Here is a 22,597-nt window from a genome sequence, read left to right as displayed (position 1 = left end):
TGAGCCCGGGGGCAGGGGCAGACACCCCCTAGGCTGAACACATGAGTACGACGATCGGCCGGGGCACGGCGCTCGGCCTGCCGGAGTGGGACCGCTGCGCGGTCATGGGCGTGGTCAACGTGACCCCCGACTCCTTCTCCGACGGCGGCCGCTGGTTCGACACCACGGCCGCCGTCAAACACGGCCTCGACCTCGCCGCGCAGGGCGCCGACCTCATCGACGTCGGCGGCGAGTCCACCCGCCCCGGCGCCAGCCGCGTCGACGCCGACGAGGAGCTCCGCCGGGTCATCCCCGTCGTCCGCGGCCTCGCCGCCGAAGGCGTCACCGTCTCCGTCGACACCATGCGCGCCGCCGTCGCCGCCCAGGCCGTCGCCGCCGGCGCCACCCTCGTCAACGACGTCAGCGGCGGCCTCGCCGACCCCGGCATGATCCCCGCCGTCGCCGCCGCCGAGGTCCCCTTCGTCGTCATGCACTGGCGCGGCTTCAGCGCGGACATGAACAGCCTCGCCGTCTACGAGGACGTCGTCGGCGAGGTCGTCGACGAGCTCCGCACCCGGATGGAGGCCGTCGTCGACGGCGGCGTCGCCCCCGAGCGCATCGTCCTCGACCCCGGCCTCGGCTTCGCCAAGCTCGCCCCCCACGACCTCGCCCTCCTCGCCCACCTCCCCCGGCTGCGCGCCCTCGGCCGCCCCCTCCTGGTCGCCGCCTCCCGCAAGCGCTTCCTCGGCCACGTCCTCGCCCACGACGGCGCCGCCCCGCCGCCCGCGCGCGAACGCGACGCCGCCACCGCCGCCGTCTCCGCCATCGCCGCCCACGAGGGCGCCTGGGCCGTCCGGGTCCACGAGGTCCGCGCCACCGCCGACGCCGTACGCGTCGCCAGAGCCGTCGAGGGCGCCGGATGAGCCCCGCCCGCGAAGCCGACCGCGCCGCCGTCGAAGCCGCCAACACCGCCTTCTACGAGGCACTCGAACAGGGCGACTTCGACGGCATGACCGCACTCTGGCTCGACGACGGCGCCGTCCCCGTCTCCTGCGTCCACCCCGGCTGGCCCGTGCTCTCCGGCCGCGGCGAGGTGCTCCGCTCGTACGCGCTGATCATGGCGAACACCGACTACATCCAGTTCTTCCTCACCGACGTCGAGGTCGCCCTCACCCCGGACGTGGCGGTCGTCACGTGCACCGAGAACATCCTCAGCGGCGGCCCCGCCGAGGACGGCGCCTCCCTCGGCCCCCTCGTCGGCCAGCTCGTCGTCGCCACAAACGTGTTCCGCCGCACGTCGGAGGGGTGGAAGGTGTGGTCCCACCACGGCTCCCCGGTGATGCCCGAGAGCGACGGCGACGACCCCGAAGACCCCTCCGACACCGCCGACTGAGCGCCCCCGGCGGCCGGACACCCCCGGCCGCCGCCCCGGCTGTCGGTACCCGAAGGTAGATTCGGGGGTGGACACCCGGCCGTCCGCACCCGGCTGCGTGGCCACCCGAACTACGACAGCAGGAGTGATTCGCGTGGATCGTGTCGCGCTGCGCGGCCTCAAGGCCCGAGGACACCACGGCGTCTTCCCCAAGGAGCGCGAGGAAGGCCAGACCTTCATCGTGGACCTCACCCTCGGCCTGGACACCCGCGCCGCCGCCGCCGGCGACGACCTCACCAAGACCGTCCACTACGGCGTGGTCGCCGAGGAGGTCGTCGACGTCGTCCAGGGCGAGCCCGTCGACCTCATCGAGACCCTCGCCGAGCGCATCGCCCAGCAGTGCCTCAAGCACGCCGGAGTCCAGGAGGTCGAGGTCGTCGTCCACAAGCCGGACGCGCCCATCACGGTCCCCTTCGACGACGTGACCGTCACCATCACCCGGAGCCGCGCATGAAGCCCCAGCACAGCGATCCGACCGTCCAGCCCGTGCCGGCGGCCGTGACCGCCGCCGTGGACGCCGCCGACATCACGCTCTCCAACCCCAAATGGGCCGTCCTCGCCCTCGGCGCCAACCTCGGCAACCGCCTGGAGACCCTCCAGGGCGCCGTGGACGCGCTGGAAGACACCCCCGGCCTGCGGGTCAAGGCGGTCTCCCGCGTGTACGAGACGGAGCCCTGGGGCGTCGAGCCCGGCAGCCAGCCCTCGTACTTCAACGCGGTCATCCTCGTGAAGACCACCCTCCCCCCGTCCTCCCTCCTGGAGCGGGCCCACGCCGTCGAGGAGGCCTTCCACCGCGTCCGCGAGGAACGCTGGGGCGCCCGCACCATCGACGTCGACATCGTCACGTACGCCGACGTCGTCTCCGCCGACCCGGAGCTCACCCTCCCGCACCCCCGCGCCCACCAGCGCGCCTTCGTCCTCGCCCCCTGGCACGACGTGGACCCGGAGGCCCAGCTCCCCGGTCACGGCACCGTCGCCGAGCTCCTCGCCGCCCTCGGCCAGGACGGCGTCACGCCGCGCACCGACCTGGAACTCAGACTCCCGGACTAGTCGTTACGCTCGTCAGAGATCGTCGCCCCGCCACGCGAAGGACACCCGGTGAAACAACTGCGGCTCAAGGTGCTCGCCGGACTCTTCGTCGTCGCCGGCGTCCTCTCCTGGGGCGCCGCGCGGCTGTGGGACTCTGTCGGCACGCTGCCCAGCGTGCCGCTCGCCGCGCCCATCGTGCTGGCGGCCATCGCCGTCGTCCTCACCGCCACCGCCCTCTCGCTGCGCGCCCGCCTCAGGGCCCAGCGTGAGCGCCGCCCCGGCGCCAAGGCCGTCGAACCCCTGATGGCCGCCCGCGCGGTCGTCTTCGGCCAGGCCAGCGCCCTGGTGGCCGCCCTGGTCGCCGGCATGTACGGCGGCGCGGGCGTCTTCCTCCTCGGCTCCCTCGACATCCCCGCCCGCCGCGACCAGGCCCTCTACGCGGCCTTCGCCGTCCTGGCCGGCCTGGCCGTCATCGCCGCCGCCTTCTTCCTGGAACGCGTCTGCAAGCTCCCGGACGACGAGAACGGCGACGGCCCGGACCGGGCCCCCGCGAGCTGACGCCTACGGCGTGAACCGCGCTGCTGGAAAGCCCGCACCCCATACCGCCCCCTGATCAGCGATCGACCCGACTGATCCGGACGGTATGGAGGAGGACGGACGCTCCGCTGCTAACGGGCCAGTATCAGGGACATGGCCTCGGCTCGTGTAGTGGCGTCACGCAGCTGGCCACGTACCGCCGAGGTCGTCGTCTTGGCGCCGGGCTTGCGGACGCCGCGTACGCCCATGCACATGTGTTCGGCCTCGATGACGACGATCGCGCCACGCGCGTCGAGGATGCTCATGAGCGAGTCGGCGATCTGCGTCGTCAGGCGCTCCTGCACCTGCGGCCGGCGGGCGAAGACGTCCACGAGGCGCGCCAGCTTCGACAGTCCGGTGATCTTGCCCGTGTCGGCGGGGATGTAGCCGATGTGGGCTACGCCGTGGAACGGCAGCAAATGATGTTCACATTGGGACATGAGTTCGATGTCCTTCACGAGGACCATCTCGTCGTGTCCGAGATCGAACGTCGTGGTCAGGACGTCCTCCGGCTTCTGCCAGAGCCCGGCGAACAATTCCCTGTACGCCCGCGCCACCCGCGCCGGCGTCTCCCGCAGGCCCTCGCGGTCCGGGTTCTCGCCGACCGCGATGAGGAGCTCACGGACCGCGTTCTCGGCGCGCTTCTCGTCGAATTCGCCGATCGGGCTGTCGCCGTCCAGCGTCACCGGGTCGGTCATCTGTGCCTCGTTCCGTATGTCTGAACATGACGCGGATGCGCCGCGCCCCCACAGGCTAGAACCTGTGGGGGCGCGGCATCCATTCCGGGTCCGGGGATCCGGGTCAGACCTCGGGGTGCTCCTCGGGAAGGGCGTCCGTGGCCTTGGTGGTGTCGACCGGGGTCGCCGCCGAGGAGGAGCCGTTGGCACTGTTGGTCAGGGCCAGCTCCTTCGGGGAGAGGACCGGCGGGCGGGTGGACGGGGTGCGGCGGGCCGAACCCGTCCAGGCCGGGCGGGCCGGGCGCCTGACGATGGGGGCGAAGATCTCGGCGATCTCCTCCTTGCCCAGGGTCTCCTTCTCCAGGAGCGCCAGGACCAGGTTGTCGAGGATGTCGCGGTTCTCGACCAGGATCTCCCACGCCTCGTTGTGCGCGGTCTCGATGAGCTTCTTGACCTCTTCGTCGACCAGCGCGGCGACCTCTTCCGAGTAGTCGCGCTGGTGCGCCATCTCGCGGCCCAGGAAGGGCTCGGTGTTGTCGCCGCCGAACTTGATGGCGCCGAGCCGCTCGGTCATGCCGTACTGCGTGACCATCGCGCGGGCGGTGGCCGTCGCCTTCTCGATGTCGTTCGCCGCGCCCGTGGTCGGGTCGTGGAAGACGAGCTCCTCCGCCGCGCGCCCGCCCAGCATGTAGGCCAGCTGGTCGAGCATCTCGTTGCGGGTGGTCGAGTACTTGTCCTCGTCCGGCAGGACCATCGTGTAGCCCAGGGCACGGCCTCGGGACAGGATGGTGATCTTGTGGACGGGGTCGGAGTTCGGCGAGGCCGCCGCGACCAGGGCGTGACCGCCCTCGTGGTACGCGGTGATCTTCTTCTCCTTGTCCGACATGATCCGGGTCCGCTTCTGCGGGCCCGCGACCACGCGGTCGATCGCCTCGTCCAGCGCCTTGTTGTCGATCAGCTTCTGATCGCTGCGGGCGGTGAGGAGCGCCGCCTCGTTGAGGACGTTGGAGAGGTCCGCGCCGGTGAAGCCGGGGGTGCGGCGGGCGACGGCGCCGAGGTCCACGTCGGGGGCGACGGGCTTGCCCTTCTGGTGGACCTTGAGGATCTCCAGGCGGCCCTGCATGTCGGGGCGGTCGACGGCGATCTGCCGGTCGAAGCGGCCCGGGCGCAGGAGCGCGGGGTCGAGGATGTCGGGGCGGTTCGTGGCGGCGATCAGGATGACGCCGCCCTTCACGTCGAAGCCGTCCATCTCGACGAGCAGCTGGTTGAGCGTCTGCTCGCGCTCGTCGTGTCCGCCGCCGAGGCCGGCGCCGCGGTGGCGGCCGACCGCGTCGATCTCGTCGACGAAGACGATGGCCGGGGCGTTGGCCTTGGCCTGCTCGAAGAGGTCGCGGACGCGGGAGGCGCCGACACCGACGAACATCTCGACGAAGTCGGAACCGGAGATGGAGTAGAACGGCACGCCGGCCTCGCCGGCCACGGCGCGCGCGAGGAGCGTCTTGCCGGTGCCGGGCGGGCCGTAGAGCAGGACGCCCTTGGGGATCTTCGCGCCGACGGCCTGGAACTTGGCCGGCTCCTGGAGGAACTCCTTGATCTCGTGGAGTTCCTCGACGGCCTCGTCGGAGCCCGCGACGTCGGCGAAGGTGGTCTTCGGGGTGTCCTTGGTGATGAGCTTCGCCTTGGACTTGCCGAACTGCATGACGCGGGAGCCGCCGCCCTGCATCTGGTTCATCAGGAAGAGGAAGACGACCACGATGAGGACGAAGGGCAGGAGCGAGAGCAGGACCGAGACGAACGGGGACTGCTTCGTCGGCGAGACGGTGTAACCCTTCTCGATCTGGCCGGCTTCGAACTTCTCCTGCAGCTTGTCGGCGAGGTCGGCGCCCTGGGTGCCGATGTAGCTGGCCTGGACCTTGCCGCTCTTGTTGATCTGCTGACCGTCGACGAGGTCGATCTTGATGATCTGCTCGTCACCCGTGGTCAGCCTTGCCTGCTTGACCTGGTTCTTGTCGATCGCCTGGACGACCTGGCCGGTGTCCACCGTCTTGTAGCCCTCGGACGAGCCGACGACCTGCATCAGCACGACCACGGCGAGGACGGCCAGCACGATCCACATGACCGGCCCACGGAAGTATCGCTTCACGTCCATCCATACGGGGCGCGAGCGCCCCGTCCCTCCTGCCCGTAGGTAAATGCCGCTGAGTGAGAAAAAAGCTGTTCTTCGGACGGTACCCCAGCATTGTCACCGGCGGCCGTCTTCCCTCGCTTCAACGGGGAGAAGACGGCGCGGGTTCCCCTTGGGGCGGCCGCTGGTCAGCCGCCGTAGACGTGCGGGGCGAGGGTGCCGACGAACGGGAGATTGCGGTACTTCTCGGCGTAGTCGAGGCCGTATCCGACGACGAACTCGTTCGGGATGTCGAAGCCGATCCACTTCACGTCGATGGCGACCTTGGCCGCGTCCGGCTTGCGCAGCAGGGTGCAGACCTCCAGGGAGGCCGGCTCGCGCGAACCGAGGTTGGACAGGAGCCAGGACAGGGTCAGGCCCGAGTCGATGATGTCCTCGACGATCAGGACGTGCTTGCCCTTGATGTCGGTGTCGAGGTCCTTGAGGATGCGGACGACGCCGGACGACTGGGTGCCCGCGCCGTAGGAGGAGACGGCCATCCAGTCCATGGTGACGGGGGTGGACAGCGCGCGCGCCAGGTCCGCCATCACCATCACGGCGCCCTTGAGGACGCCGACGATGAGCAGGTCCTTGCCCGCGTACTCCGTGTCGATCTTCGCGGCGAGCTCGGCGAGCTTCGCGTCGATCTCTTCCTTGGTGATGAGCACCGACTTGAGGTCGGTGCCCATGTCCTTCTCGTTCACCCGGGTCACTTTCGTTGCAGCCTTGCGTCAGCCTTGCCGGATGACCAGTCTGCCACCCTGGCGGCGCGCCTCGACGCGCCCGGGCAGGTTGATGGCTCCCTGGCCGCGCCAGCCGGTGATGAGCCGGTCGACCTCTTCGATGTGGCGGGCGAAGAGGGATCCGGCGGGGGCGCCCTCGGCGATGACGGCGCGGCGCAGGACGCGGCGGCGGACGGCGGGCGGGAGTCCGAAGAGTTTGGCGCATTCGAGACGGCCGGTGTCGTCCCGTACGGAGGCTTCGGCGTCGGCGGCCCAGGAGTCGAGGGCGTCGGCGTCGTCGCGGGAGAGCTGGGCCGTCCGGGCGAGGGCTTCGACGACTCCCTTGCCGAGCGCCTTCTCAAGGGCGGGGAGGCCCTCGTGGCGGAGGCGGGAGCGGGTGTAGGCGGGGTCGCTGTTGTGGGGGTCGTCCCAGACGGCGAGCTCCTGGGCGATGCAGGCCTTGCGGACGGTCTGGCGGTCGAGCTCCAGGAAGGGGCGGCGGTAGCGGCCCGCGGTGCCGGAGACGGCGGCCATGCCGGAGAGGGAGCGGATGCCGGAGCCTCGGGCGAGTCCGAGGAGGACGGTCTCGGCCTGGTCGTCGCGGGTGTGGCCGAGGAGGATCGCGGTGGCGCCGTGGCGCTCGGCGGCCGCGTCGAGGGCGGCGTAGCGGGCGTCGCGGGCGGCGGCTTCGGGGCCGCCGTCGCGGCCGACGGTGACGGCGACGGATTCGACGGGGTCGAGGCCGAGGGCGGTCATGCGGTCGGCGACCTCGCGGGCGCGCTGGCCGGAGCCGGTCTGGAGGCCGTGGTCGACGGTGACGCCGCCGGCGCGGAGGTCCAGTTTGCGGGCCTCGAAGGCGAGGGCGGAGGCGAGTGCCATGGAGTCGGCGCCGCCGGAGCAGGCGACGAGGACCAGGGGGGTGGGGGGGGTGCCGTCGGGCCGGCCGTGGTGGCCGCCGTCGGCGGGCCGGGTGTGGTGCGGGGTGGTGTGCTCGGTGGTGTGCTCGGTGAGAACGTCGTGGAGTACGCGGCGGACCGCCAGGCGTATCGCCGCGACCGCAGGATGGGGACCCATGTCCGGTGCCCTTCGTGGAGAGAGTGCAGTGCCTCGGTCGGAGTCTTAACGGTCGGAAGTGGGGGTTCGGTCACTCAGAGTGCGACGATGGTGACAGAACCTGGCCGTTACCCGAGCATTGCACGCCTTACCCGCCGTCTACGGTCCCTCGGACGGGTGATTGGTGGGGTGTTCTTCCGCCATCCGGCGCATCCGCCTCATGAGTCTGCCCTACGGTGCACCCTCGCCACCCAGTCGGCGGGGCGGGCGATCTCGCTCTTGGTGGGGAGCGTGTTGGGCGAGGTCCAGACGCGGTTGAAGCCGTCCATGCCGACCTCGTCGACGACGGCGCGGACGAAGCGCTCGCCGTCGCGGTACTGGCGCAGCTTGGCGTCGAGGCCGAGGAGCTTGCGCAGGGCGAGATCGAGGCGGGAGGCGCCTCGGGCGCGGCGCTGCTGGAACTTCTCGCGGATCTCGGCCACGGAGGGGACGACGTCGGGGCCGACGCCGTCCATGACGTAGTCGGCGTGGCCTTCGAGCAGGGACATCACGGCGGTGAGGCGGCCGAGGATCTCGCGCTGCTCGGGGGTCTGCACGAGTTCGACGAGGGAGGGGCCGGGTTCGCCCTGTTCGCCCTCGGGCCGGCCGCCGACGAGGGCCTGGGCGGCTTCGCGGAGGCGCTCGACGACGGTGGAGGGGTCGACGTCGGTGGCGGCGAGGAATGACTGGATCTCGCCCTGGAGGTGGTCGCGGAGCCAGGGGACGGCGGTGAACTGGGTGCGGTGGGTCTCCTCGTGGAGGCAGACCCAGAGCCGGAAGTCGTGCGGGGAGACGTCGAGCTCGCGCTCGACGTGGACGATGTTGGGGGCGACGAGCAGGAGGCGGCCGGCGCCGTCGGCCCCGGCGGGCAGCTCGCGGGTGGCGGGGGCGAAGGTCTCGTACTGGCCGAGGATGCGGGAGGCCAGGAAGGAGAGCAGCATCCCGAGCTCGACGCCGGTGACCTTGCCGCCGACGCTGCTGAGGACGGTGCCGCCGGGGGTGGTGGAGCGGCGTTCCTGCATCTTGTCGAGGAGCGGGGAGAGCAGTTCGCGGAAGCCGGCGACGTTGGCCTTGATCCAGCCGGCCCGGTCGACGACGAGGACGGGGGTGTCGGGGGTGTCGGCGGGGTCGCGGTCCTCGGGGATCATCCGGGTGTAGGCCCGGACGTGTTCCTCGGCGGCCTTGGCGTGTTCGCGGAGCTCGGCGACGACGGCGCGGGCCTCCTCCCGGCTGACCTCGGGGCCCGGGCGCACCAGGCGGGTCGCCGTCGCGACGGCGAGATTCCAGTCGACCATCCCCGATGTGCCTGCACCACCGATGCTCGTCATGCGTCAACCGTACGGGCTCGGGGCGCGTTCGGTGAGGGTTCGGGCGGCGGTCGCGCCGGGTCAGCGGGGTGCGGCGAGGGCGGCGGCGAGCCGGTCGAGGGCGGGCTGGGCGGTGTCGGGGGAGTCGGTGCGGCCGGCGAGGAAGGCGAAGGCGAGGAGGCGGCCGTCGGCGGTGACGACCGTTCCGGTGAGGGTGTTCACTCCGGTGAGGGTGCCGGTCTTGGCGCGGACGAGCCCGGCGCCGGGGGCGGTGGTGCCGGTGCCGAAGCGGCCGGCGAGGGTGCCGCTGAAGGCGCCGACGGGCAGTCCGGTGAGGACGGGGCGCAGGGCGGGGCGGGCGGGGTCGGCCGCGCGGGTGAGGATGCCGGTGAGCAGGGCGGCGGAGACGCGGTCGTTCCGGTCGAGGCCGCTGCCGTCGGCGAAGCGGGCGCCGGTGACGGGAAGGCCGAGTCGGGCGAGTTCGTCGTGGACGGCCTTGGCCGCGCCGGCGGCGCTGGCGGGCTGTTCGCGGGCGAGGGCGGTCTGCCGGGCGAGGGCTTCGGCGAGGTCGTTGTCGCTGGTGGTGAGGGTGCGTTCGACGAGGTCGGCGAGGGGCGCGGAGTCGGTGCGGGCGAGCGGGACGGCGCGGGTGCCGTGGGGGGCGCGGCCGGGGGCGGGGGCGCCCTGGACGGTGACCCCGGCGGCGCGGAGCAGGCCGGCGAAGGCGCGGGCGGTGTCGCCGGCGGGGTCGGCGGTGCGGGGGGCGGGTCCGCTGCGGCTGCCGTCGAGGCGGCCTTCGTCGGTCATCAGGGCGCTGAGCGGGGCGATGTTCTCGTTGGGGCCGATGGGGTGGAGCGCGGGTCCGCTGTAGAGGCCGGTGTCGTAGGCGAGGCGGACGGGGCCGGGGGTGCGGCCGGGGGCCTTGAGGGCGCGGGCGGTGGCCTGGGCGAGCTTCGTGAGGCGGGCCCGGTCGAGGGTGGGGTCGCCGCCGCCGACGAGGGTGACGGTGCGGCCGTCGGCGCCGGTCACGGTGGTGGTGCCGATGCGGTGGTCGGGGCCGAGGGCGGAGAGGGCGGCGGTGGCGGTGGCGATCTTGATCGTGGAGGCGGGGGTCATGGGGGTGCCCGCGCCCGTCGCGTAGAGCTGCCGGCCGGTGGCGGTGTCGACGAGGGAGGCGGTGCGCAGCGGGCCGAGGGCGGGGTCGGCGAGGAGCGGGCCGAGGAGGCCGGCCCAGTCGGCGGGGTCGCCCGTGCGGGTGGTCCGGGGGGTGCCGGGGGCGTCGGCGGAATCGGTGGTTCCGGGGCCGGTCGGGGCGCCGAGGGCGCGCAGGACGCCGGGGGCGCTGGGGGCGGGCGCGGGGGCCCTGGGGGCGTCGGCGGCGGGGGGTCCGGCGTGATGTGCGCCACCCCTGGGGCCGGCGGCGGTCGCGCGGGCCCGCTCGGCCTTACGCTGACCGGAGTCCCACGGGCCGGCCGCGGTCGCCGCTGTTGCGGCCAGGGTCAGGCCGAGCACGGCGGAGCCCGCCACGTACCGCCAGGTTCTCGGCTCCGGCATGTGATGACCAGCCCCTTTCGCGATCAAGACCGTACGTGAGAGACACTTAACCACCGCGCGTCGTCGCGAGCATTGACATGTGTTGATTCAGGAGGAGATCCACCCGTGGAGTTCGACGTTCTCATCGAGATCCCCAAGGGGTCGCGGAACAAGTACGAGGTCGACCACGAGACCGGTCGGATCCGCCTGGACCGCCGTCTCTTCACCTCGACCGCCTACCCGACGGACTACGGCTACGTCGAGAACACCCTCGGCGAGGACGGCGACCCGCTCGACGCGCTCGTCATCCTGGACGAGCCGACGTTCCCGGGCTGCCTCATCAAGTGCCGCGCCATCGGCATGTTCCGCATGACGGACGAGGCCGGCGGCGACGACAAGCTGCTGTGCGTCCCGGCGACGGACCCGCGCATGGAGCACCTGCGCGACATCCACCACGTGGCCGAGTTCGACCGCCTGGAGATCCAGCACTTCTTCGAGGTCTACAAGGACCTGGAGCCCGGCAAGTCCGTCGAGGGCGCCGACTGGGTCGGCCGCGCCGAGGCCGAGGCCGAGATCGAGAAGTCGTACGCGCGCGCCAAGGAGCAGGGCGGCCACTGAGCCCCCCTCCGGCTGAGCTCGTGAAAAGGGCGGTGCACCTGCTGAGGTGCGCCGCCCTTCGCACATTCATACTGGGCACGTCAGTGGCGTGATCGATTGCCCCGTGGCGTGATCGTGCGGGTGCCCGGCCGGGAGTGAGGGCGGAGACTGTGGTGGCGAAGCCGGACGGCCCTGAGGCGGCCCCGGAGGACCGGAAGCCGCCCTCGGACGAGGCGCGCAGCGCGTTCGCCCCACCGCTCGGGGTGGAGCCGCCGATGCCGCCCGAGGAGGAGCATCCGACCTCGGAGTTCGCGCTGCCGGAGGGTTTCGCTCTGGAGCCACCGCCGGAGCAGGAAGGTTCCGCCTTCGCGCCGCCGTCGACGTACTCGGCGAAGAACAGCCCGCCCGCCTTCACGCCCGCGTACGGGATTCCGCTGGTCAAGCTGGCGCAGGACGCGCCATGGCAGGACCGGATGCGGACGATGCTGCGGCTGCCGGTGGGCGAGCGCCCGGTGCCGGAGGGGCCGCGCAAGGAGGACGAGTCCGGGCCGCCGGTGCCGCGCGTGCTGGACCTGACCCTGCGTATCGGCGAGCTGCTGCTGGCGGGCGGCGAGGGCGCGGAGGACGTCGAGGCGGCGATGTTCGCGATCTGCCGGGCTTACGGGCTCGACCGGTGCGAGCCGACGGTGACCTTCACGCTGCTGTCGATCACGTACCAGCCCTCGCTGGTGGACGACCCGGTGACGGCGAACCGCACGGTGCGGCGCCGGGGCACCGACTACACGCGGCTGGCGGCGGTCTACCGGCTGCTGGCGGACATCAACAACGGGGCGCACGAGGTGACGCCGGAGGAGGCGTACCGGCGGCTGGCGGAGATCCGCCGCAACCGGCACCCGTACCCCGGCTGGGTGCTGACGGCGGCGGCGGGACTGCTGGCGGGTGCGGCGTCGGTGCTGCTGGGCGGCGGGCCGACGGTCTTCTTCGTGGCGGCGCTGGGCGCGGTGCTGGGCGACCGGCTGGCGTGGCTGTGCGCGGGGCGCGGGCTGCCGGAGTTCTACCAGTTCCTGGTGGCGGCGATGCCGCCGGCGGCCATGGGGGTGGCACTGACCATGCTGCACGCCGATCTGCGGCCCTCGGCGGTCATCACGGGTGGCCTGTTCGCCCTGATCCCGGGGCGGTCGCTGGTGGCGGCCGTGCAGGACGGGCTGACCGGCTTCTACATCACGGCCTCGGCCCGGCTGCTGGAGGTCGGCTACTTCTTCGTGGCGATCGTGGTGGGCGTGCTGTCGGTGCTGTACCTGGCGGTGCAGTTCGGGGCGCAGCTCAATCCGGAGGGGGCGCTGCGGCCGGTGGAGCGGCCGGTGACGCAGATCGTGGCGTCGATGGTGCTGTGCGCGACCTTCGCGATCCTGCTCCAGCAGTCGCGGGCCACGGTGCTGTTCGCGACGCTGAACGGCGGGGTGGCGTGGGTGATCTACGCGTCGATCGCGGTGACGGCGGGCGGGTCGACGGTGATGGCGACGGCGGTGGCGGCCGGTCTGGTGGGTCTGTTCGGGCAGCTGATCGCCCGCTACCACCACACCTCCTCGCTGCCGTACGTGACGGCGGCGATCGGTCCGCTGCTGCCGGGTTCGGCGACGTACTTCGGGGTGCTGGCGATCGCCCAGAACAACCTGGACGGGGGCTTCGCCTCGCTGGCCAAGGCGGCGGCGCTGGCGCTGGCGATCGCGATCGGGGTGAACCTGGGGAGCGAGCTGGCCCGGCTCTTCATGCAGGCCCCGGGCGCGGCGGCGGCACGCCGGGCCGCGAAGCGCACCAGGGGCTTCTAGGAGCCGTTCGTACGGTCCTGGAAGCCCCTGGCGGGAGTGATCGTGCGGGTCCGGCGTCGCGGCGGCCGGGTCGGCACGCGGCGGGCGGGTCGGCACGCGGCGGGCGGGTCGGCACGCGGCGGGCGGGTCGGCACGCGGCGGGCGGGTCGGCACGCGGCGGGCGGCTCAGCGCCCGGCGGGCGGGTCAGCGCTTGGCGTGCCGGCCGCGCTCGGCGGGCGGGTTCGGGGTGCCGGAGCCGTCGTGGCCCTCCTCGGCGCGCTTCTTCTTCGACTGGGAGCGGGCGCGGAGGTACTCGATCACGATCGGGACGACGGAGATCAGCACGATCGCGACGAGGATCATCTCGATGTGCTTGTGCACGAAGTCGATCTTGCCGAGGGAGGCGCCGAGCAGGGTCACGCCGGCGCCCCACAGCACGCCGCCGATGATGTTGAAGGTGATGAACGAGCGGTAGTTCATCCGGCTGACGCCGGCGATGATCGGCGTGAACGTGCGCACGATCGGAACGAAGCGGGCCAGGATGAGCGACTTCGGGCCGTGCTTCTCGAAGAACTCGTGCGCCTTCTCCACGTTCTCCTGCTTGAAGAGCTTGGAGTCCGGGCGCTTGAAGAGGGCGGGCCCGACCTTGCGGCCGAAGAGATAGCCCACCTGGTCGCCGATGATCGCCGCCGCGACGATCAGGGTGCACACCAGCCACAGCGGCTGGTCCAGCTTGCCCGTGGTGACGAGCAGGCCGGTGGTGAAGAGCAGCGAGTCGCCCGGCAGGAAGAAGCCGATCAGGAGTCCGGACTCGGCGAAGACGATGACGAGGACGCCGATCAGACCGAAGGTCTGGATCAGATAGTCCGGGTCCAGCCAGCTCGGACCGAGGGCAAGCGTGTTCACGGGTTCCGGGCTCCTGCGATCTGTGGGGGCGAAGAAGGACGGGGAAGGACGGTGAAAGACGGGGAAAGGCGGGAAAGCATGGAAAACGGGGGAGGACGCGGGGGCGCGTCCAGGAGATTGTCGTACGGACTGCGGCCCCAAACTATCAACGCGGAGTGAACCCCCCGGGTTCCACCCGGGGCGGGCGGACTCCGCGCGGACGCGTTCCGGATGCGCCGCCGCCCGGCCGCCCGCAGGCTGGGAGGCCAGGACAGGCCAGGAGAGACCGGATGAAGCCGGGAGCGGCCGGCGGAGGCCAGGAGGTGGATGCGGATGGGCATCGACGAGTACGGCGGCGGCCAGGGCGCCGGGTCGGATGTGCTGGTCGTCACGACGAACGACGTGCCGGGATACGAGGTGCGCCAGGTGATCGGCGAGGTCTTCGGCCTGACCGTGCGGTCCCGGCATCTGGGCAGCCAGATCGGCGCGGGCCTGAAGTCGATGATCGGCGGGGAGCTGAAGGGCCTGACGAAGACCCTGGTGCAGACCCGCAACCAGGCGATGGAGCGGCTGGTGGAGCAGGCGAAGGCGCGCGGCGCGAACGCGGTGCTGATGTTCCGCTTCGACGTCACCGAGGCCGCCGACGTCGGCACCGAGGTGTGCGCGTACGGGACCGCGGTCGTCATCGCGCCGCGCGCCTAGGGCCTCGCTCCGGGGCTCAGCCGGCCAGGCGGCGCGCGTTGGCGTGGATCGCGGCGCGCAGGTGCTCGGCCAGGCCCTCGTGGATCGCGTCGTAGAAGGCCCGGAAGCCGTCGTCGGCGACGTACATCTCGGCCAGCCCCTGGTGGTGCTTGGGGTGGCAGTCGAAGAACCACTTGGTGATGTGGGCGCGGTGGGCCTCGGCGAGCTCCAGGGCCGCCGGGGAGCCGGGCTCCTCGCCCGCGTCCATGAGGGCGGCGTAGGCGGAGCCCCAGGCGTCGACCTCCTCCTTCATCCGCGCCCAGTCGTCCTTGGTGTACGTGGCGACCCGGGCCAGCGTCTCCTCGTGGGTGTGGGTGCCGCCCCAGCGGCGGGCGGACTCCTCCGCGTACCGCTCGGGGTCCTTGTGGCCGAAGACCTCGAACTTCTCCTCGGGCGTGAGGTTGATGCCCATGCGTCTCGCCTCCATGGCGCGCTCGACGGCCGCCGCCATCCCCCGCAGTTCCCCGATGCGCTCGGTGAGCAGCCGGTGCTGCCGCCGCAGGTGCTCGCGCGGGTCGGCGCCGGGGTCGTCGAGGAGGACGGCGACCTCTTCGAGGGGGAAGCCGAGCTCCCGGTAGAACAGGATCTGCTGGAGCCGGTCGAGGTCCGCGTCGGCGTAGCGGCGGTGTCCGGCCGCGCTGCGCCCGCCGGGCGAGAGCAGCCCGATCGCGTCGTAGTGGTGCAGCGTGCGCACCGTGACCCCGGCGAAGCCGGCGACCTGTCCCACCGAGTAGCTCATGGGCTTCCCGCCCCTTCTCTGTGTCGGTTCGCGGACCAGCCTCGGCCCTGACGCGGCGTGAGGTGCAAGCGGGGACGGGCCCGACGCGGCGCGATTCTCGGGATGTTGTGTCGCTTTTGTCCATTTATGGTGAGGCGGTGGCCACCGACATCCCCGCCCCCGAGGCGCCCCACCGGATCCTGCTGCCCCAGATCCTGCCCGCCCTGGTGGTCGGTGTGGGGTCCGCCCTGCTCTTCCTCGGCATCAGCGCGGTCGCCGAGCAGCTCCAGCACGTGCTGTGGCACACCCTTCCGGACGCGCTCGGCGTCGGGCGCTACTCCTCGCTGTGGATGATCTCCCTGCTGACCGCGACCGGCGTCGCCGTCGGCCTCGTGGTGTGGAAGGTGTACGGGCACGCGGGCGGCGACCCGGCCGAGGGCGGGCTCGGCGGCGCCCCGGTCGCCCCCTCCGTCGTCCCCGGGCTGCTCCTCGCCGCCACCTTCGGCCTCGCCGGCGGCGTCAGCCTCGGCCCCGAGAACCCCACGATCGTCGCCGCCATCGCGCTCTCCTTCTGGCTCGGCCGGATGCTCCACCCCGCCCTGCCCGCCCCCATGTGGGTCTCGCTCGCCACCTCCGCCACCTTCGGCGCCCTCTTCGGCACCCCGGTGGCCGCCGCCCTCGTCCTCTCCGAGGCGATGACCACCCAGCCGGGCAAGGGCTCGCTGTGGGACCGGCTCTTCGCCCCGCTGGTGGCCGCCGGCGCCGGCGCCATGACCACCCAGCTCGTCTCGAACCCCAGCTTCGACATCGGGCTGCCGCCGCTGGACCACCCCGGGCTCGGCGACCTCCTCGCCGCGCTGGTCGTGGCCACCCTCGCCGCCGCCTTCGGCCTGCTGTCCTGCTACGCCTTCCCGTACGTCCACCGGGCCTTCCAGCGGCTGCGGCACCCCATGGTGATGCTGCCGCTCGGCGGGCTGGTGCTGGGCCTGCTCGGGGCGCTGGGCGGGCACCTGACGCTCTTCAAGGGCCTGGAGGAGACCCGGGAGCTCGCCGAGAACATCGGCGTCTTCGGCTCCGGCGAGCTGGCCAAGCTGGCCGTGGTCAAGACGGTCGCCCTGCTCGTCGCCGCCGCCTGCGGCTTCCGCGGCGGCCGGGTCTTCCCCGCCGTCTTCATCGGCGCCGCCTTCGGGCTGTGCGCCCAGGCCCTCGTCCCCGAGATCCACCCGGCCGTGGCCGTCTCCGCCGGCGTCCTCGGCATCCTGCTCGCCACCACCCGTCAGGGCTGGGTGAGCCTCTTCGTCGCCGCCGTGCTCGCCGCCTCGCCCTCGATGCTCGCCGTGCTCTGCATCGCGATCCTGCCCGCCTGGCTGGTCGTCACCGGCCGCCCGATGCTGGAGCTCGACGAGCACGGCGAGCCCCTGCGCTGAGCCGCCGCGGGACCTGCCGTCCGGCCCTAACGGCCGAGCCGGGCGAACCTGTGGATCGCCAGCGGCAGGAAGACCGCGAGCAGGACCAGCGGCCACAGCACGGCGAGGCCGGTCCAGCCCGGTTCGCCGCCGGGGCCGCCGAGCAGTTCCCGCACCGCCGTCGCCGTCGCCGACATCGGGTTCCACTCCACGGCCGCGCCCAGCCACCCCGGCATCGACTCCGGCGCGGCGAAGGCGTTGGAGAGGAAGCCGACCGGCCAGACCAGGATCTGCACCGCCTGCACCAGCTCCGCGCGGCCCGCCAGCAGCGCCAGGTGGATGCCGATCCACAGCATCGCGAAGCGCAGCAGGAGCAGCAGCCCCATCGCCGCCAGGAAGGCGCCGGCGCCGCCGTGGACGCGCCAGCCGATCGCGTGGCCGACGCCCGCCATCAGCAGCAGCCCCACCGCCGACTGGAGCATGTCGGCGGCGGCCCGCCCCACGAGGACGGCGCCGTCGGCCATCGGCATCGAGCGGAAACGGTCGATCACGCCCCTGTCCAGGTCGCGGGTGACCGCCGTCATGGTGCCTTCGAGGCCGAAGACCATGGTCAGCGTGAGCATCCCCGGGACGAGGAAGTCGACGTAGTCGCCGTCCACGGCCCGCCCGCCGCCGACCAGATAGCCGAACATCAGCAGCATCATCACCGGGAAGACCAGCCCGACGAGCACCTGGACGGGCTGCCGCGCCCAGTGCGCGAGCTCCCGCCGGGTCATGGTCCAGCAGTCGCCCGCCACGTACGCCGCGCTCATGCGGCCACCTCCGCCTTCTCGTCCCGCTCCTCGTCCCGCGCGCCCGTCAGGCGCAGGAACACCTCGTCCAGCGTCGGGCGGCGCAGCGCCAGGTCCTCCGCCTCGATCCCCGCCGCCTCCAGCGCCCGCACGGTCTCGGCGAGGGCGGCCATCCGGTCCCGCACCGGGGCGCTGATCCGCCGCCGGTCCCGGTCCACCTCCGCCTCCCCGGGGGCGAACGGGAGCACCCGCAGGGCCTCGTCGAGCCGCGCCCCGTCCCGTACGACCACGTCGACGCGGTCCCGGCCGGCCCGGGTCTTCAGCTCGTCGGGGGTGCCGTCGGCGACCACCCGGCCCCGGTCGACCACGGCGATCCGGTCGGCCAGCCGGTCCGCCTCCTCCAGGTACTGGGTGGTGAGCAGCACCGTCGTGCCGCCGCCGACCAGGGAGCGCACCGAGTCCCAGACCTCGGCCCGCCCGCGCGGGTCCAGGCCCGTCGTCGGCTCGTCCAGGAACAGCACCTCGGGGTCGGTGATCAGCGAGGCCGCGAGGTCGAGCCGCCGCCGCATCCCGCCGCTGTAGGCGCGGACGGCCTTGGGGCCGGTGTCCGCGAGCCCGAAGCGCTCCAGGAGCTCGTCGGCCCGCCGGCCCGCGCCGCGCGCGCCCAGGTGGTGCAGGCGCCCGAACATCTCCAGGTTCTGCCGCCCGGACAGCTCCTCGTCCAGGGCCGCGTGCTGGCCCAGCAGCCCGATCCGGCGCCGCACCTCGCGGGCCCGGTCCCGGACGTCGAAGCCGGCCACCGTCACCCGGCCCTCGTCGTGCCGGAGCAGGGTGGCCAGGACCCGGACGGTCGTGGTCTTGCCCGCTCCGTTGGGGCCGAGCAGGCCCTGCACGGTGCCGCGCCGGACGGCCAGGTCGAGGCCGTCCAGGGCGTATGTGTCACCGTACCGCTTCCGGGCGCCCTCGATGAGGATCGCGTCGCTTTCCCTCGACATCGGCATCGACATCGACATCCTTTCGACTAGTCAAACTTGATCAGTCGTTCGCGGCGGAGGTTATGCCCCGCACGGGGCCTAGTCAAACTTGATTAGCCGCCCCCGGCACGTGGCCGGCCGCCGCGCTCACCGCGCGTACGGGTTCTCCTCGCCCTCCGCCAGCACGCCCACGAAGGGCTCGCCCTCCCCCGCGAACACGTACGCCCCGGCCTCGATCCGGTCGATCAGGCCGAGCGTCCAGACCCGGCCCGCGTCGGCCGAGTGCACCCAGAGGTGCATGATCTCCCCGATGTGGCCGAGCTGCTCCGGCCCGCCCTCGGGGGTGTAGTACTCCGTGACCGAGGTCCGCCAGGCGTCCAGGTCCCGCAGCCGGGCCCGCAGCAGCTCCAGCGCCTCGGCCCGGGGCAGGTCCACGATGAAGCCGATGCCCGCCGACAGCACGTCCATGTCCTGGCCGTACGTGGACACCGCCGCGCGCAGCAGCCGCAGGTACTCCTCGCGGCCCGCCTCCGTGATCTCGTACTCGACCCTCGGCGGGCCGCCCGCCGTGCTGGGCGCGCTCTCGTCGGCGCGCAGCAGTCCCTGCTTCGCCATCTGCTTGAGGGCGTGGTAGATCGAGCCCGGCTTGGCGTGGGACCACTCGTGCGCGCCCCAGTACTCCAGGTCGTTGCGCACCTGGTAGCCGTGGGCGCGGCCGTGCTGCTTGACCGCGCCCAGGACGAGAAGGCGGATTGCTGACATGCCCCCGAGTCTAGGAAGTCCGATTCTCCAGGTCGATCAGCTCGAAGGAGCCCTTGCCGTCCAGGGACTCCCGGATGATGTCCGCGTGCCCGGCGTGCCGGCCCATCTCCTGGACCAGGTGCAGCAGCATCCAGCGGACCGAGACCCGCCCGTCCACCGGGAACCAGGGCGCGGGCGGCAGCGGGAAGGTGTCGTCCAGGCTGGGCACGCTCCGGACGAACTCCTCGGTCTCCTTGGCGACGCCCTGCCAGAAGGCCACGACTTCCGGAATCGTCTCGCCGTCGACGAGCCGGAAGGCCTCGCCCCAGGTCTCCTCGCTCCGCTGCCGCTGGTTCGGGCGCTCCTGGGCCAGCCGCAGCCAGTTGAGCTCGACCTCGGCGACATGCTTGATCAGGCCCGAGAGGCTGAGCTCGCTGGCGCTGGGGCGGCTCGCCGCCTGCTCCTCGGTGAGGCCGAGGGAGGCCCGCACGATCGCGGCGCGCTGCGCCTCGATGAAGTTGAGGAACGCTCCGCGCTCGTCGCCGGGGGCCTCCGTGGGAACCAGGGCAACCATGATGTCCGCCTTTCGTGGATACGGCCGAGGGGTGCCGGCCGGGGAATCCGTTCCCCGCCTTTCGACACCCCTCACGCTACGGACCCTTGCGGACAGCTTCTGTCCTCGATCGGTCCGCCACCGGAAGCCCCGTGGAACTAGAACGGGAAGCGGCTGCGGCCGTACTGGATCGAGATCCACTTCTGGGTGGTGAAGGCCTCGATCATCGCCTCGCCGTTGAGCCGTCCGATGCCCGAGTGCTTCTCGCCGCCGAAGGGGACGATCGGCTCGTCGTGCACGGTGCCGTCGTTGATGTGGATCATTCCGGTGTGGATCCGCTTGGCGATCCGCACGCCCCGCTCGATGTCCCCGGTGTGCACGGCGCCGCTGAGCCCGTACGGGGTGTCGTTGGCGATCCGGACGGCCTCGTCCTCGCCGTCGAAGGCGACGATCAGGGCCACCGGTCCGAAGATCTCCTGGCTGAGGACGGGCGCGTCGGCGGGGATGCCGGCGAGCACGGACGGGGCGACGACGTTGCCCTCCACCCCGCCGCGCAGCAGCGCGGTCGCGCCGCCCGCCACGGTCTGCTCGACGAGCGCCGAGACGGCCTCCGCCTGCTGGGAGTTGATGAGCGGGCCGATGTGGGTGGCGGGGTCGGCCGGGTCGCCGACCCGCAGGGTCTTCACCTTCGCCACGAACTTCTCGGTGAACTCCGTCTCCACGGCGCGGTCCACCAGGATGCGGTTGGCGGCCATGCAGACCTGGCCCTGGTGCACGAAGCGGCTGAAGACGGCCGCGTCCACCGCGTAGTCGAGGTCGGCGTCGTCGAGGACGATCAGGGCGCTGTTGCCGCCGAGTTCGAGCACGGCGTGCTTGAAGTTCTGGGCGCAGACGGTGGCCACGTGCCGGCCGACCCGGTCGGAGCCGGTGAAGGAGATGACCTTCGGCACCGGGTGGGTCAGCAGGGCGTCGCCGATCTCGGCGATGTCGGTGACGACGACGTTGAGCAGCCCGGCCGGCAGGCCCGCCTCCTCCAGGACCCTGGCGACCAGGGTGCCGCCGCAGACCGGGGTGTTCTGGTGCGGCTTGAGGACCACGCCGTTGCCGAGCGCGAGGGCCGGGGCGACGGACTTGATCGACAGCAGGAAGGGGAAGTTGAAGGGCGAGATGACGCCGACGACGCCGACCGGCAGCCGGTAGACCCTGTTCTCCTTGCCGTCCACCGGCGAGGGCAGGATGCGGCCCTCGGGGCGCAGCGCGAGCTGCACCGCCTCGCGCAGGAACTCCTTGGCCAGGTGCAGCTCGAAGGCGGCCTTCAGGCGGGTGCCGCCCAGCTCGGCGACGATCGCCTCGGCGATCTCGTCCTCGCGGTCCTCGACGATCCGCAGCGCCCGCTCGAAGACCAGCCGCCGGGCGTAGGGGTTGGTCGCGGCCCACTCGGCCTGGGCCCGCTCGGCGGCCCGGTAGGCCTGGTCGACCTCGGCGGCGGTGGCCACGGTGATGGAGGCGAGCTTCTCCCCGGTGTACGGGTTGAAGTCGATGATGTCCCAGGAGCCGCTGCCCGGCTTCCATTCGCCGTCGATGTACTGGTGGGCCAGTTCGGTGAATCTGGAGGCGACAGACGACATGAACGAGACCCCTTACCCTGACCCGCGGCGGCCGACGCCGGCACCGGACGGACGGAGTGCCGGTGACACACGGGCCACCGGACACACTGATGTCACGTCATCGTACTTACGTATCAGGCGTACGTATCAGGAGAGTTGGAGGAGACCTCGGAGAAGGTCGCGACTTTCGGCCGGGTCGGGGCTGTCCTCGCGCAGCCGCTCCATCACCCGGGCGTACTGGGCGACCTCCTCGCGCTTGTCGAGGTAGAGGGCGCTGGTCAGCTGCTCCAGGTAGACGACGTCGGAGAGGTCGGACTCCGGGAAGCTCAGCATCGTGAAGGCGCCGCTCTCGCCGGCGTGCCCGCCGAAGCTGAAGGGCATCACCTGGAGGGTGACGTTCGGGTGCTCGGAGATCTCGATGAGATGCCTCAACTGCCCCCGCATCACGGACCGGTCGCCGTACGGGCGGCGCAGCGCCGCCTCGTCGAGCACCGCGTGGAACTGCGGGGCGCGCTCGGAGACCAGCACCTTCTGGCGCTCCAGGCGCAGCGCGACCCGGCGGTCGATCTCGGCGCGCGGGGCGCCGGGCATCCCCCGGGTGACGACGGCGTGTGCGTAGGCCTCGGTCTGGAGCAGTCCGTGGATGAACTGCACCTCGTAGATCCGGATGAGGGAGGCGGCGCCTTCGAGGCCGACGTAGGTCTGGAACCAGCCGGGCAGCACGTCGCCGAAGCTGTGCCACCAGCCGGCCACGTTGGCCTCGCGGGCCAGGCCGAGGAGCGAGCCGCGCTCGGCCTCGTCGCCGACCCCGTAGAGGGTGAGCAGATCCTCGACGTCCCTGGCCTTGAAGCTCACCCTTCCCAACTCCATACGGCTGATCTTGGATTCGGACGCGCGGATGGAATAGCCGGCCGCCTCCCGGGTGATGCCGCGCGACTCGCGCAGCCGCCTCAACTGGGAGCCCAGCAGGATGCGGCGCACCACGCTCCCGCTCGCCCCGCCCGCTTCGCCTGCCGTCACGGCTCCAGCCTCCCCATCACGGTGCTCCCGCCCCTCAAGATCAATCTGGATCAATCCGAATGCCGAGCCCCCGTCGAGCCCCGGATTCTGCCACTAAACGCTTCAGCGCGTACACATTCGATTACGGATCGGGGGCGGGTTCCGGGCAGCCGCCCGGTCCGGACGGGGCGACTTATGCATAGATTCGGCACGGGGACGGACAGGTCAGGCGCGTGCACGTGCATCTGCCCTTGCATCCCTCCGG

At 72.2% G+C, this 22,597-nt stretch carries 23 protein-coding genes; 9 read left to right on the top strand and 14 right to left on the bottom strand.

What is annotated here, in order from left to right:
- The first annotated feature begins 41 nt into the window (after positions 1–41).
- The 5 genes from folP to ACZ6J5_RS22335 all read left to right on the top strand — a co-directional run bounded on the left by folP (position 42) and on the right by ACZ6J5_RS22335 (position 2,998).
- On the top strand, positions 42–902 hold the full coding sequence (gene folP, locus ACZ6J5_RS22355) for a dihydropteroate synthase (RefSeq protein ID WP_469394080.1): 861 nt from the start codon (positions 42–44) through the stop codon (positions 900–902).
- Entirely contained in the window at positions 899–1,372 is a 474-nt protein-coding gene (locus ACZ6J5_RS22350; protein ID WP_469394078.1) for a nuclear transport factor 2 family protein, read from the top strand. Before folP ends, ACZ6J5_RS22350 begins: the two co-directional genes overlap by 4 nt.
- 133 nt (positions 1,373–1,505) lie before the next feature.
- Positions 1,506–1,865: a dihydroneopterin aldolase gene (gene folB / locus ACZ6J5_RS22345; protein WP_132917724.1), complete on the top strand. Its 360-nt coding sequence runs from the start codon at positions 1,506–1,508 to the stop codon at positions 1,863–1,865.
- Complete coding sequence (gene folK, locus ACZ6J5_RS22340; RefSeq protein ID WP_469394076.1) at positions 1,862–2,461, top strand: 2-amino-4-hydroxy-6-hydroxymethyldihydropteridine diphosphokinase; 600 nt, start codon at positions 1,862–1,864, stop codon at positions 2,459–2,461. Before folB ends, folK begins: the two co-directional genes overlap by 4 nt.
- A 48-nt stretch (positions 2,462–2,509) precedes the next feature.
- Complete coding sequence (locus ACZ6J5_RS22335; protein ID WP_469394074.1) at positions 2,510–2,998, top strand: DUF3180 domain-containing protein; 489 nt, start codon at positions 2,510–2,512, stop codon at positions 2,996–2,998.
- A gap of 110 nt (positions 2,999–3,108) precedes the next feature.
- Here the strand turns inward: ACZ6J5_RS22335 and folE are convergent, their stop codons facing one another.
- From folE to dacB, 6 genes are all read right to left on the bottom strand, one after another.
- Positions 3,109–3,714 carry a GTP cyclohydrolase I FolE gene (gene folE, locus ACZ6J5_RS22330; protein WP_469394072.1) on the bottom strand — a complete coding sequence of 202 codons (606 nt, stop codon included), beginning with the start codon at positions 3,712–3,714 and terminating at the stop codon, positions 3,109–3,111.
- 103 nt (positions 3,715–3,817) lie between these two features.
- Positions 3,818–5,842 carry an ATP-dependent zinc metalloprotease FtsH gene (gene ftsH / locus ACZ6J5_RS22325; protein WP_469394070.1) on the bottom strand — a complete coding sequence of 675 codons (2,025 nt, stop codon included), beginning with the start codon at positions 5,840–5,842 and terminating at the stop codon, positions 3,818–3,820.
- Positions 5,843–6,006: 164 nt separating this feature from the next.
- Complete coding sequence (gene hpt, locus ACZ6J5_RS22320; protein WP_345530466.1) at positions 6,007–6,546, bottom strand: hypoxanthine phosphoribosyltransferase; 540 nt, start codon at positions 6,544–6,546, stop codon at positions 6,007–6,009.
- 42 nt (positions 6,547–6,588) lie between these two features.
- The gene (tilS, locus tag ACZ6J5_RS22315) at positions 6,589–7,653 is read right to left on the bottom strand and encodes a tRNA lysidine(34) synthetase TilS (protein WP_469394068.1); all 1,065 of its coding nucleotides are present in this window, start codon (positions 7,651–7,653) and stop codon (positions 6,589–6,591) included.
- 197 nt (positions 7,654–7,850) lie between these two features.
- Positions 7,851–8,999, bottom strand: coding sequence for a zinc-dependent metalloprotease (locus tag ACZ6J5_RS22310; RefSeq protein ID WP_469394066.1), 1,149 nt, complete (start codon positions 8,997–8,999; stop codon positions 7,851–7,853).
- A gap of 60 nt (positions 9,000–9,059) precedes the next feature.
- A complete protein-coding gene (gene dacB / locus ACZ6J5_RS22305) occupies positions 9,060–10,532 on the bottom strand; it encodes a D-alanyl-D-alanine carboxypeptidase/D-alanyl-D-alanine endopeptidase (protein WP_469394064.1) in 1,473 nt (490 codons plus the stop codon).
- Positions 10,533–10,637: 105 nt separating this feature from the next.
- On the opposite strand from dacB, the gene ACZ6J5_RS22300 reads away from it, so the two are divergent.
- Both ACZ6J5_RS22300 and ACZ6J5_RS22295 read left to right on the top strand, forming a co-directional pair.
- Positions 10,638–11,129: an inorganic diphosphatase gene (locus ACZ6J5_RS22300; protein ID WP_015034462.1), complete on the top strand. Its 492-nt coding sequence runs from the start codon at positions 10,638–10,640 to the stop codon at positions 11,127–11,129.
- A 149-nt stretch (positions 11,130–11,278) separates the two neighbouring features.
- Positions 11,279–12,937 carry a threonine/serine exporter family protein gene (locus tag ACZ6J5_RS22295; protein WP_469394212.1) on the top strand — a complete coding sequence of 553 codons (1,659 nt, stop codon included), beginning with the start codon at positions 11,279–11,281 and terminating at the stop codon, positions 12,935–12,937.
- A gap of 184 nt (positions 12,938–13,121) precedes the next feature.
- On the opposite strand, the gene ACZ6J5_RS22290 is transcribed toward ACZ6J5_RS22295, so the two are convergent.
- Entirely contained in the window at positions 13,122–13,823 is a 702-nt protein-coding gene (locus ACZ6J5_RS22290) for a DedA family protein (RefSeq protein WP_469394062.1), read from the bottom strand.
- Between the two features lie 312 nt (positions 13,824–14,135).
- Between ACZ6J5_RS22290 and ACZ6J5_RS22285 the strand changes: the two genes are divergently transcribed.
- Positions 14,136–14,504, top strand: a complete 369-nt coding sequence (locus tag ACZ6J5_RS22285; protein WP_469394060.1) for a YbjQ family protein — start codon at positions 14,136–14,138, stop codon at positions 14,502–14,504.
- A gap of 16 nt (positions 14,505–14,520) precedes the next feature.
- On the opposite strand, the gene ACZ6J5_RS22280 is transcribed toward ACZ6J5_RS22285, so the two are convergent.
- On the bottom strand, positions 14,521–15,282 hold the full coding sequence (locus ACZ6J5_RS22280) for a MerR family transcriptional regulator (RefSeq protein ID WP_469394058.1): 762 nt from the start codon (positions 15,280–15,282) through the stop codon (positions 14,521–14,523).
- A gap of 137 nt (positions 15,283–15,419) precedes the next feature.
- Here ACZ6J5_RS22280 and ACZ6J5_RS22275 point away from each other — a divergent pair, with 137 nt between their 5' ends.
- Entirely contained in the window at positions 15,420–16,688 is a 1,269-nt protein-coding gene (locus ACZ6J5_RS22275; RefSeq protein WP_469394056.1) for an ion channel protein, read from the top strand.
- A gap of 26 nt (positions 16,689–16,714) precedes the next feature.
- On the opposite strand, the gene ACZ6J5_RS22270 is transcribed toward ACZ6J5_RS22275, so the two are convergent.
- The 6 genes from ACZ6J5_RS22270 to ACZ6J5_RS22245 all read right to left on the bottom strand — a co-directional run bounded on the left by ACZ6J5_RS22270 (position 16,715) and on the right by ACZ6J5_RS22245 (position 22,353).
- Positions 16,715–17,479: an ABC transporter permease gene (locus tag ACZ6J5_RS22270; protein WP_469394054.1), complete on the bottom strand. Its 765-nt coding sequence runs from the start codon at positions 17,477–17,479 to the stop codon at positions 16,715–16,717.
- The gene (locus ACZ6J5_RS22265) at positions 17,476–18,453 is read right to left on the bottom strand and encodes an ATP-binding cassette domain-containing protein (RefSeq protein WP_469394210.1); all 978 of its coding nucleotides are present in this window, start codon (positions 18,451–18,453) and stop codon (positions 17,476–17,478) included. The genes ACZ6J5_RS22270 and ACZ6J5_RS22265 overlap by 4 nt, the downstream gene beginning before the upstream one ends.
- Positions 18,454–18,579: 126 nt before the next feature.
- Entirely contained in the window at positions 18,580–19,194 is a 615-nt protein-coding gene (locus tag ACZ6J5_RS22260) for a PadR family transcriptional regulator (protein ID WP_469394052.1), read from the bottom strand.
- A 10-nt stretch (positions 19,195–19,204) separates the two neighbouring features.
- Positions 19,205–19,747, bottom strand: coding sequence for a DinB family protein (locus tag ACZ6J5_RS22255; protein WP_469394050.1), 543 nt, complete (start codon positions 19,745–19,747; stop codon positions 19,205–19,207).
- Between the two features lie 137 nt (positions 19,748–19,884).
- Entirely contained in the window at positions 19,885–21,354 is a 1,470-nt protein-coding gene (locus ACZ6J5_RS22250) for an aldehyde dehydrogenase family protein (protein WP_469394048.1), read from the bottom strand.
- A 126-nt stretch (positions 21,355–21,480) separates the two neighbouring features.
- Entirely contained in the window at positions 21,481–22,353 is an 873-nt protein-coding gene (locus ACZ6J5_RS22245; protein WP_469394046.1) for a helix-turn-helix domain-containing protein, read from the bottom strand.
- Positions 22,354–22,597: the final 244 nt, after the last annotated feature.

The sequence above is a fragment of the Streptomyces sp. NPDC042100 genome (genome assembly GCF_055582325.1).
The sequence above is the reverse complement of the archived record's forward strand: the minus strand, read 5'-3'. Positions and strand labels throughout refer to the sequence as shown.

Coding starts and splice junctions, on each gene's coding strand:
- ACZ6J5_RS22310 (WP_469394066.1), bottom strand. CDS start 8,999: ATGACGAGCATCGGTGGTGCAGGCACATCGGGGATGGTCGACTGGAAT.
- ACZ6J5_RS22270 (WP_469394054.1), bottom strand. CDS start 17,479: ATGAGCGCGGCGTACGTGGCGGGCGACTGCTGGACCATGACCCGGCGG.
- ftsH (WP_469394070.1), bottom strand. CDS start 5,842: ATGGACGTGAAGCGATACTTCCGTGGGCCGGTCATGTGGATCGTGCTG.
- dacB (WP_469394064.1), bottom strand. CDS start 10,532: ATGCCGGAGCCGAGAACCTGGCGGTACGTGGCGGGCTCCGCCGTGCTC.
- ACZ6J5_RS22350 (WP_469394078.1), top strand. CDS start 899: ATGAGCCCCGCCCGCGAAGCCGACCGCGCCGCCGTCGAAGCCGCCAAC.
- ACZ6J5_RS22285 (WP_469394060.1), top strand. CDS start 14,136: ATGGGCATCGACGAGTACGGCGGCGGCCAGGGCGCCGGGTCGGATGTG.
- folK (WP_469394076.1), top strand. CDS start 1,862: ATGAAGCCCCAGCACAGCGATCCGACCGTCCAGCCCGTGCCGGCGGCC.
- ACZ6J5_RS22265 (WP_469394210.1), bottom strand. CDS start 18,453: ATGTCGAGGGAAAGCGACGCGATCCTCATCGAGGGCGCCCGGAAGCGG.
- ACZ6J5_RS22280 (WP_469394058.1), bottom strand. CDS start 15,282: ATGAGCTACTCGGTGGGACAGGTCGCCGGCTTCGCCGGGGTCACGGTG.
- ACZ6J5_RS22250 (WP_469394048.1), bottom strand. CDS start 21,354: ATGTCGTCTGTCGCCTCCAGATTCACCGAACTGGCCCACCAGTACATC.
- folE (WP_469394072.1), bottom strand. CDS start 3,714: ATGACCGACCCGGTGACGCTGGACGGCGACAGCCCGATCGGCGAATTC.
- ACZ6J5_RS22260 (WP_469394052.1), bottom strand. CDS start 19,194: ATGTCAGCAATCCGCCTTCTCGTCCTGGGCGCGGTCAAGCAGCACGGC.
- ACZ6J5_RS22255 (WP_469394050.1), bottom strand. CDS start 19,747: ATGGTTGCCCTGGTTCCCACGGAGGCCCCCGGCGACGAGCGCGGAGCG.
- folP (WP_469394080.1), top strand. CDS start 42: ATGAGTACGACGATCGGCCGGGGCACGGCGCTCGGCCTGCCGGAGTGG.
- tilS (WP_469394068.1), bottom strand. CDS start 7,653: ATGGGTCCCCATCCTGCGGTCGCGGCGATACGCCTGGCGGTCCGCCGC.
- hpt (WP_345530466.1), bottom strand. CDS start 6,546: ATGGGCACCGACCTCAAGTCGGTGCTCATCACCAAGGAAGAGATCGAC.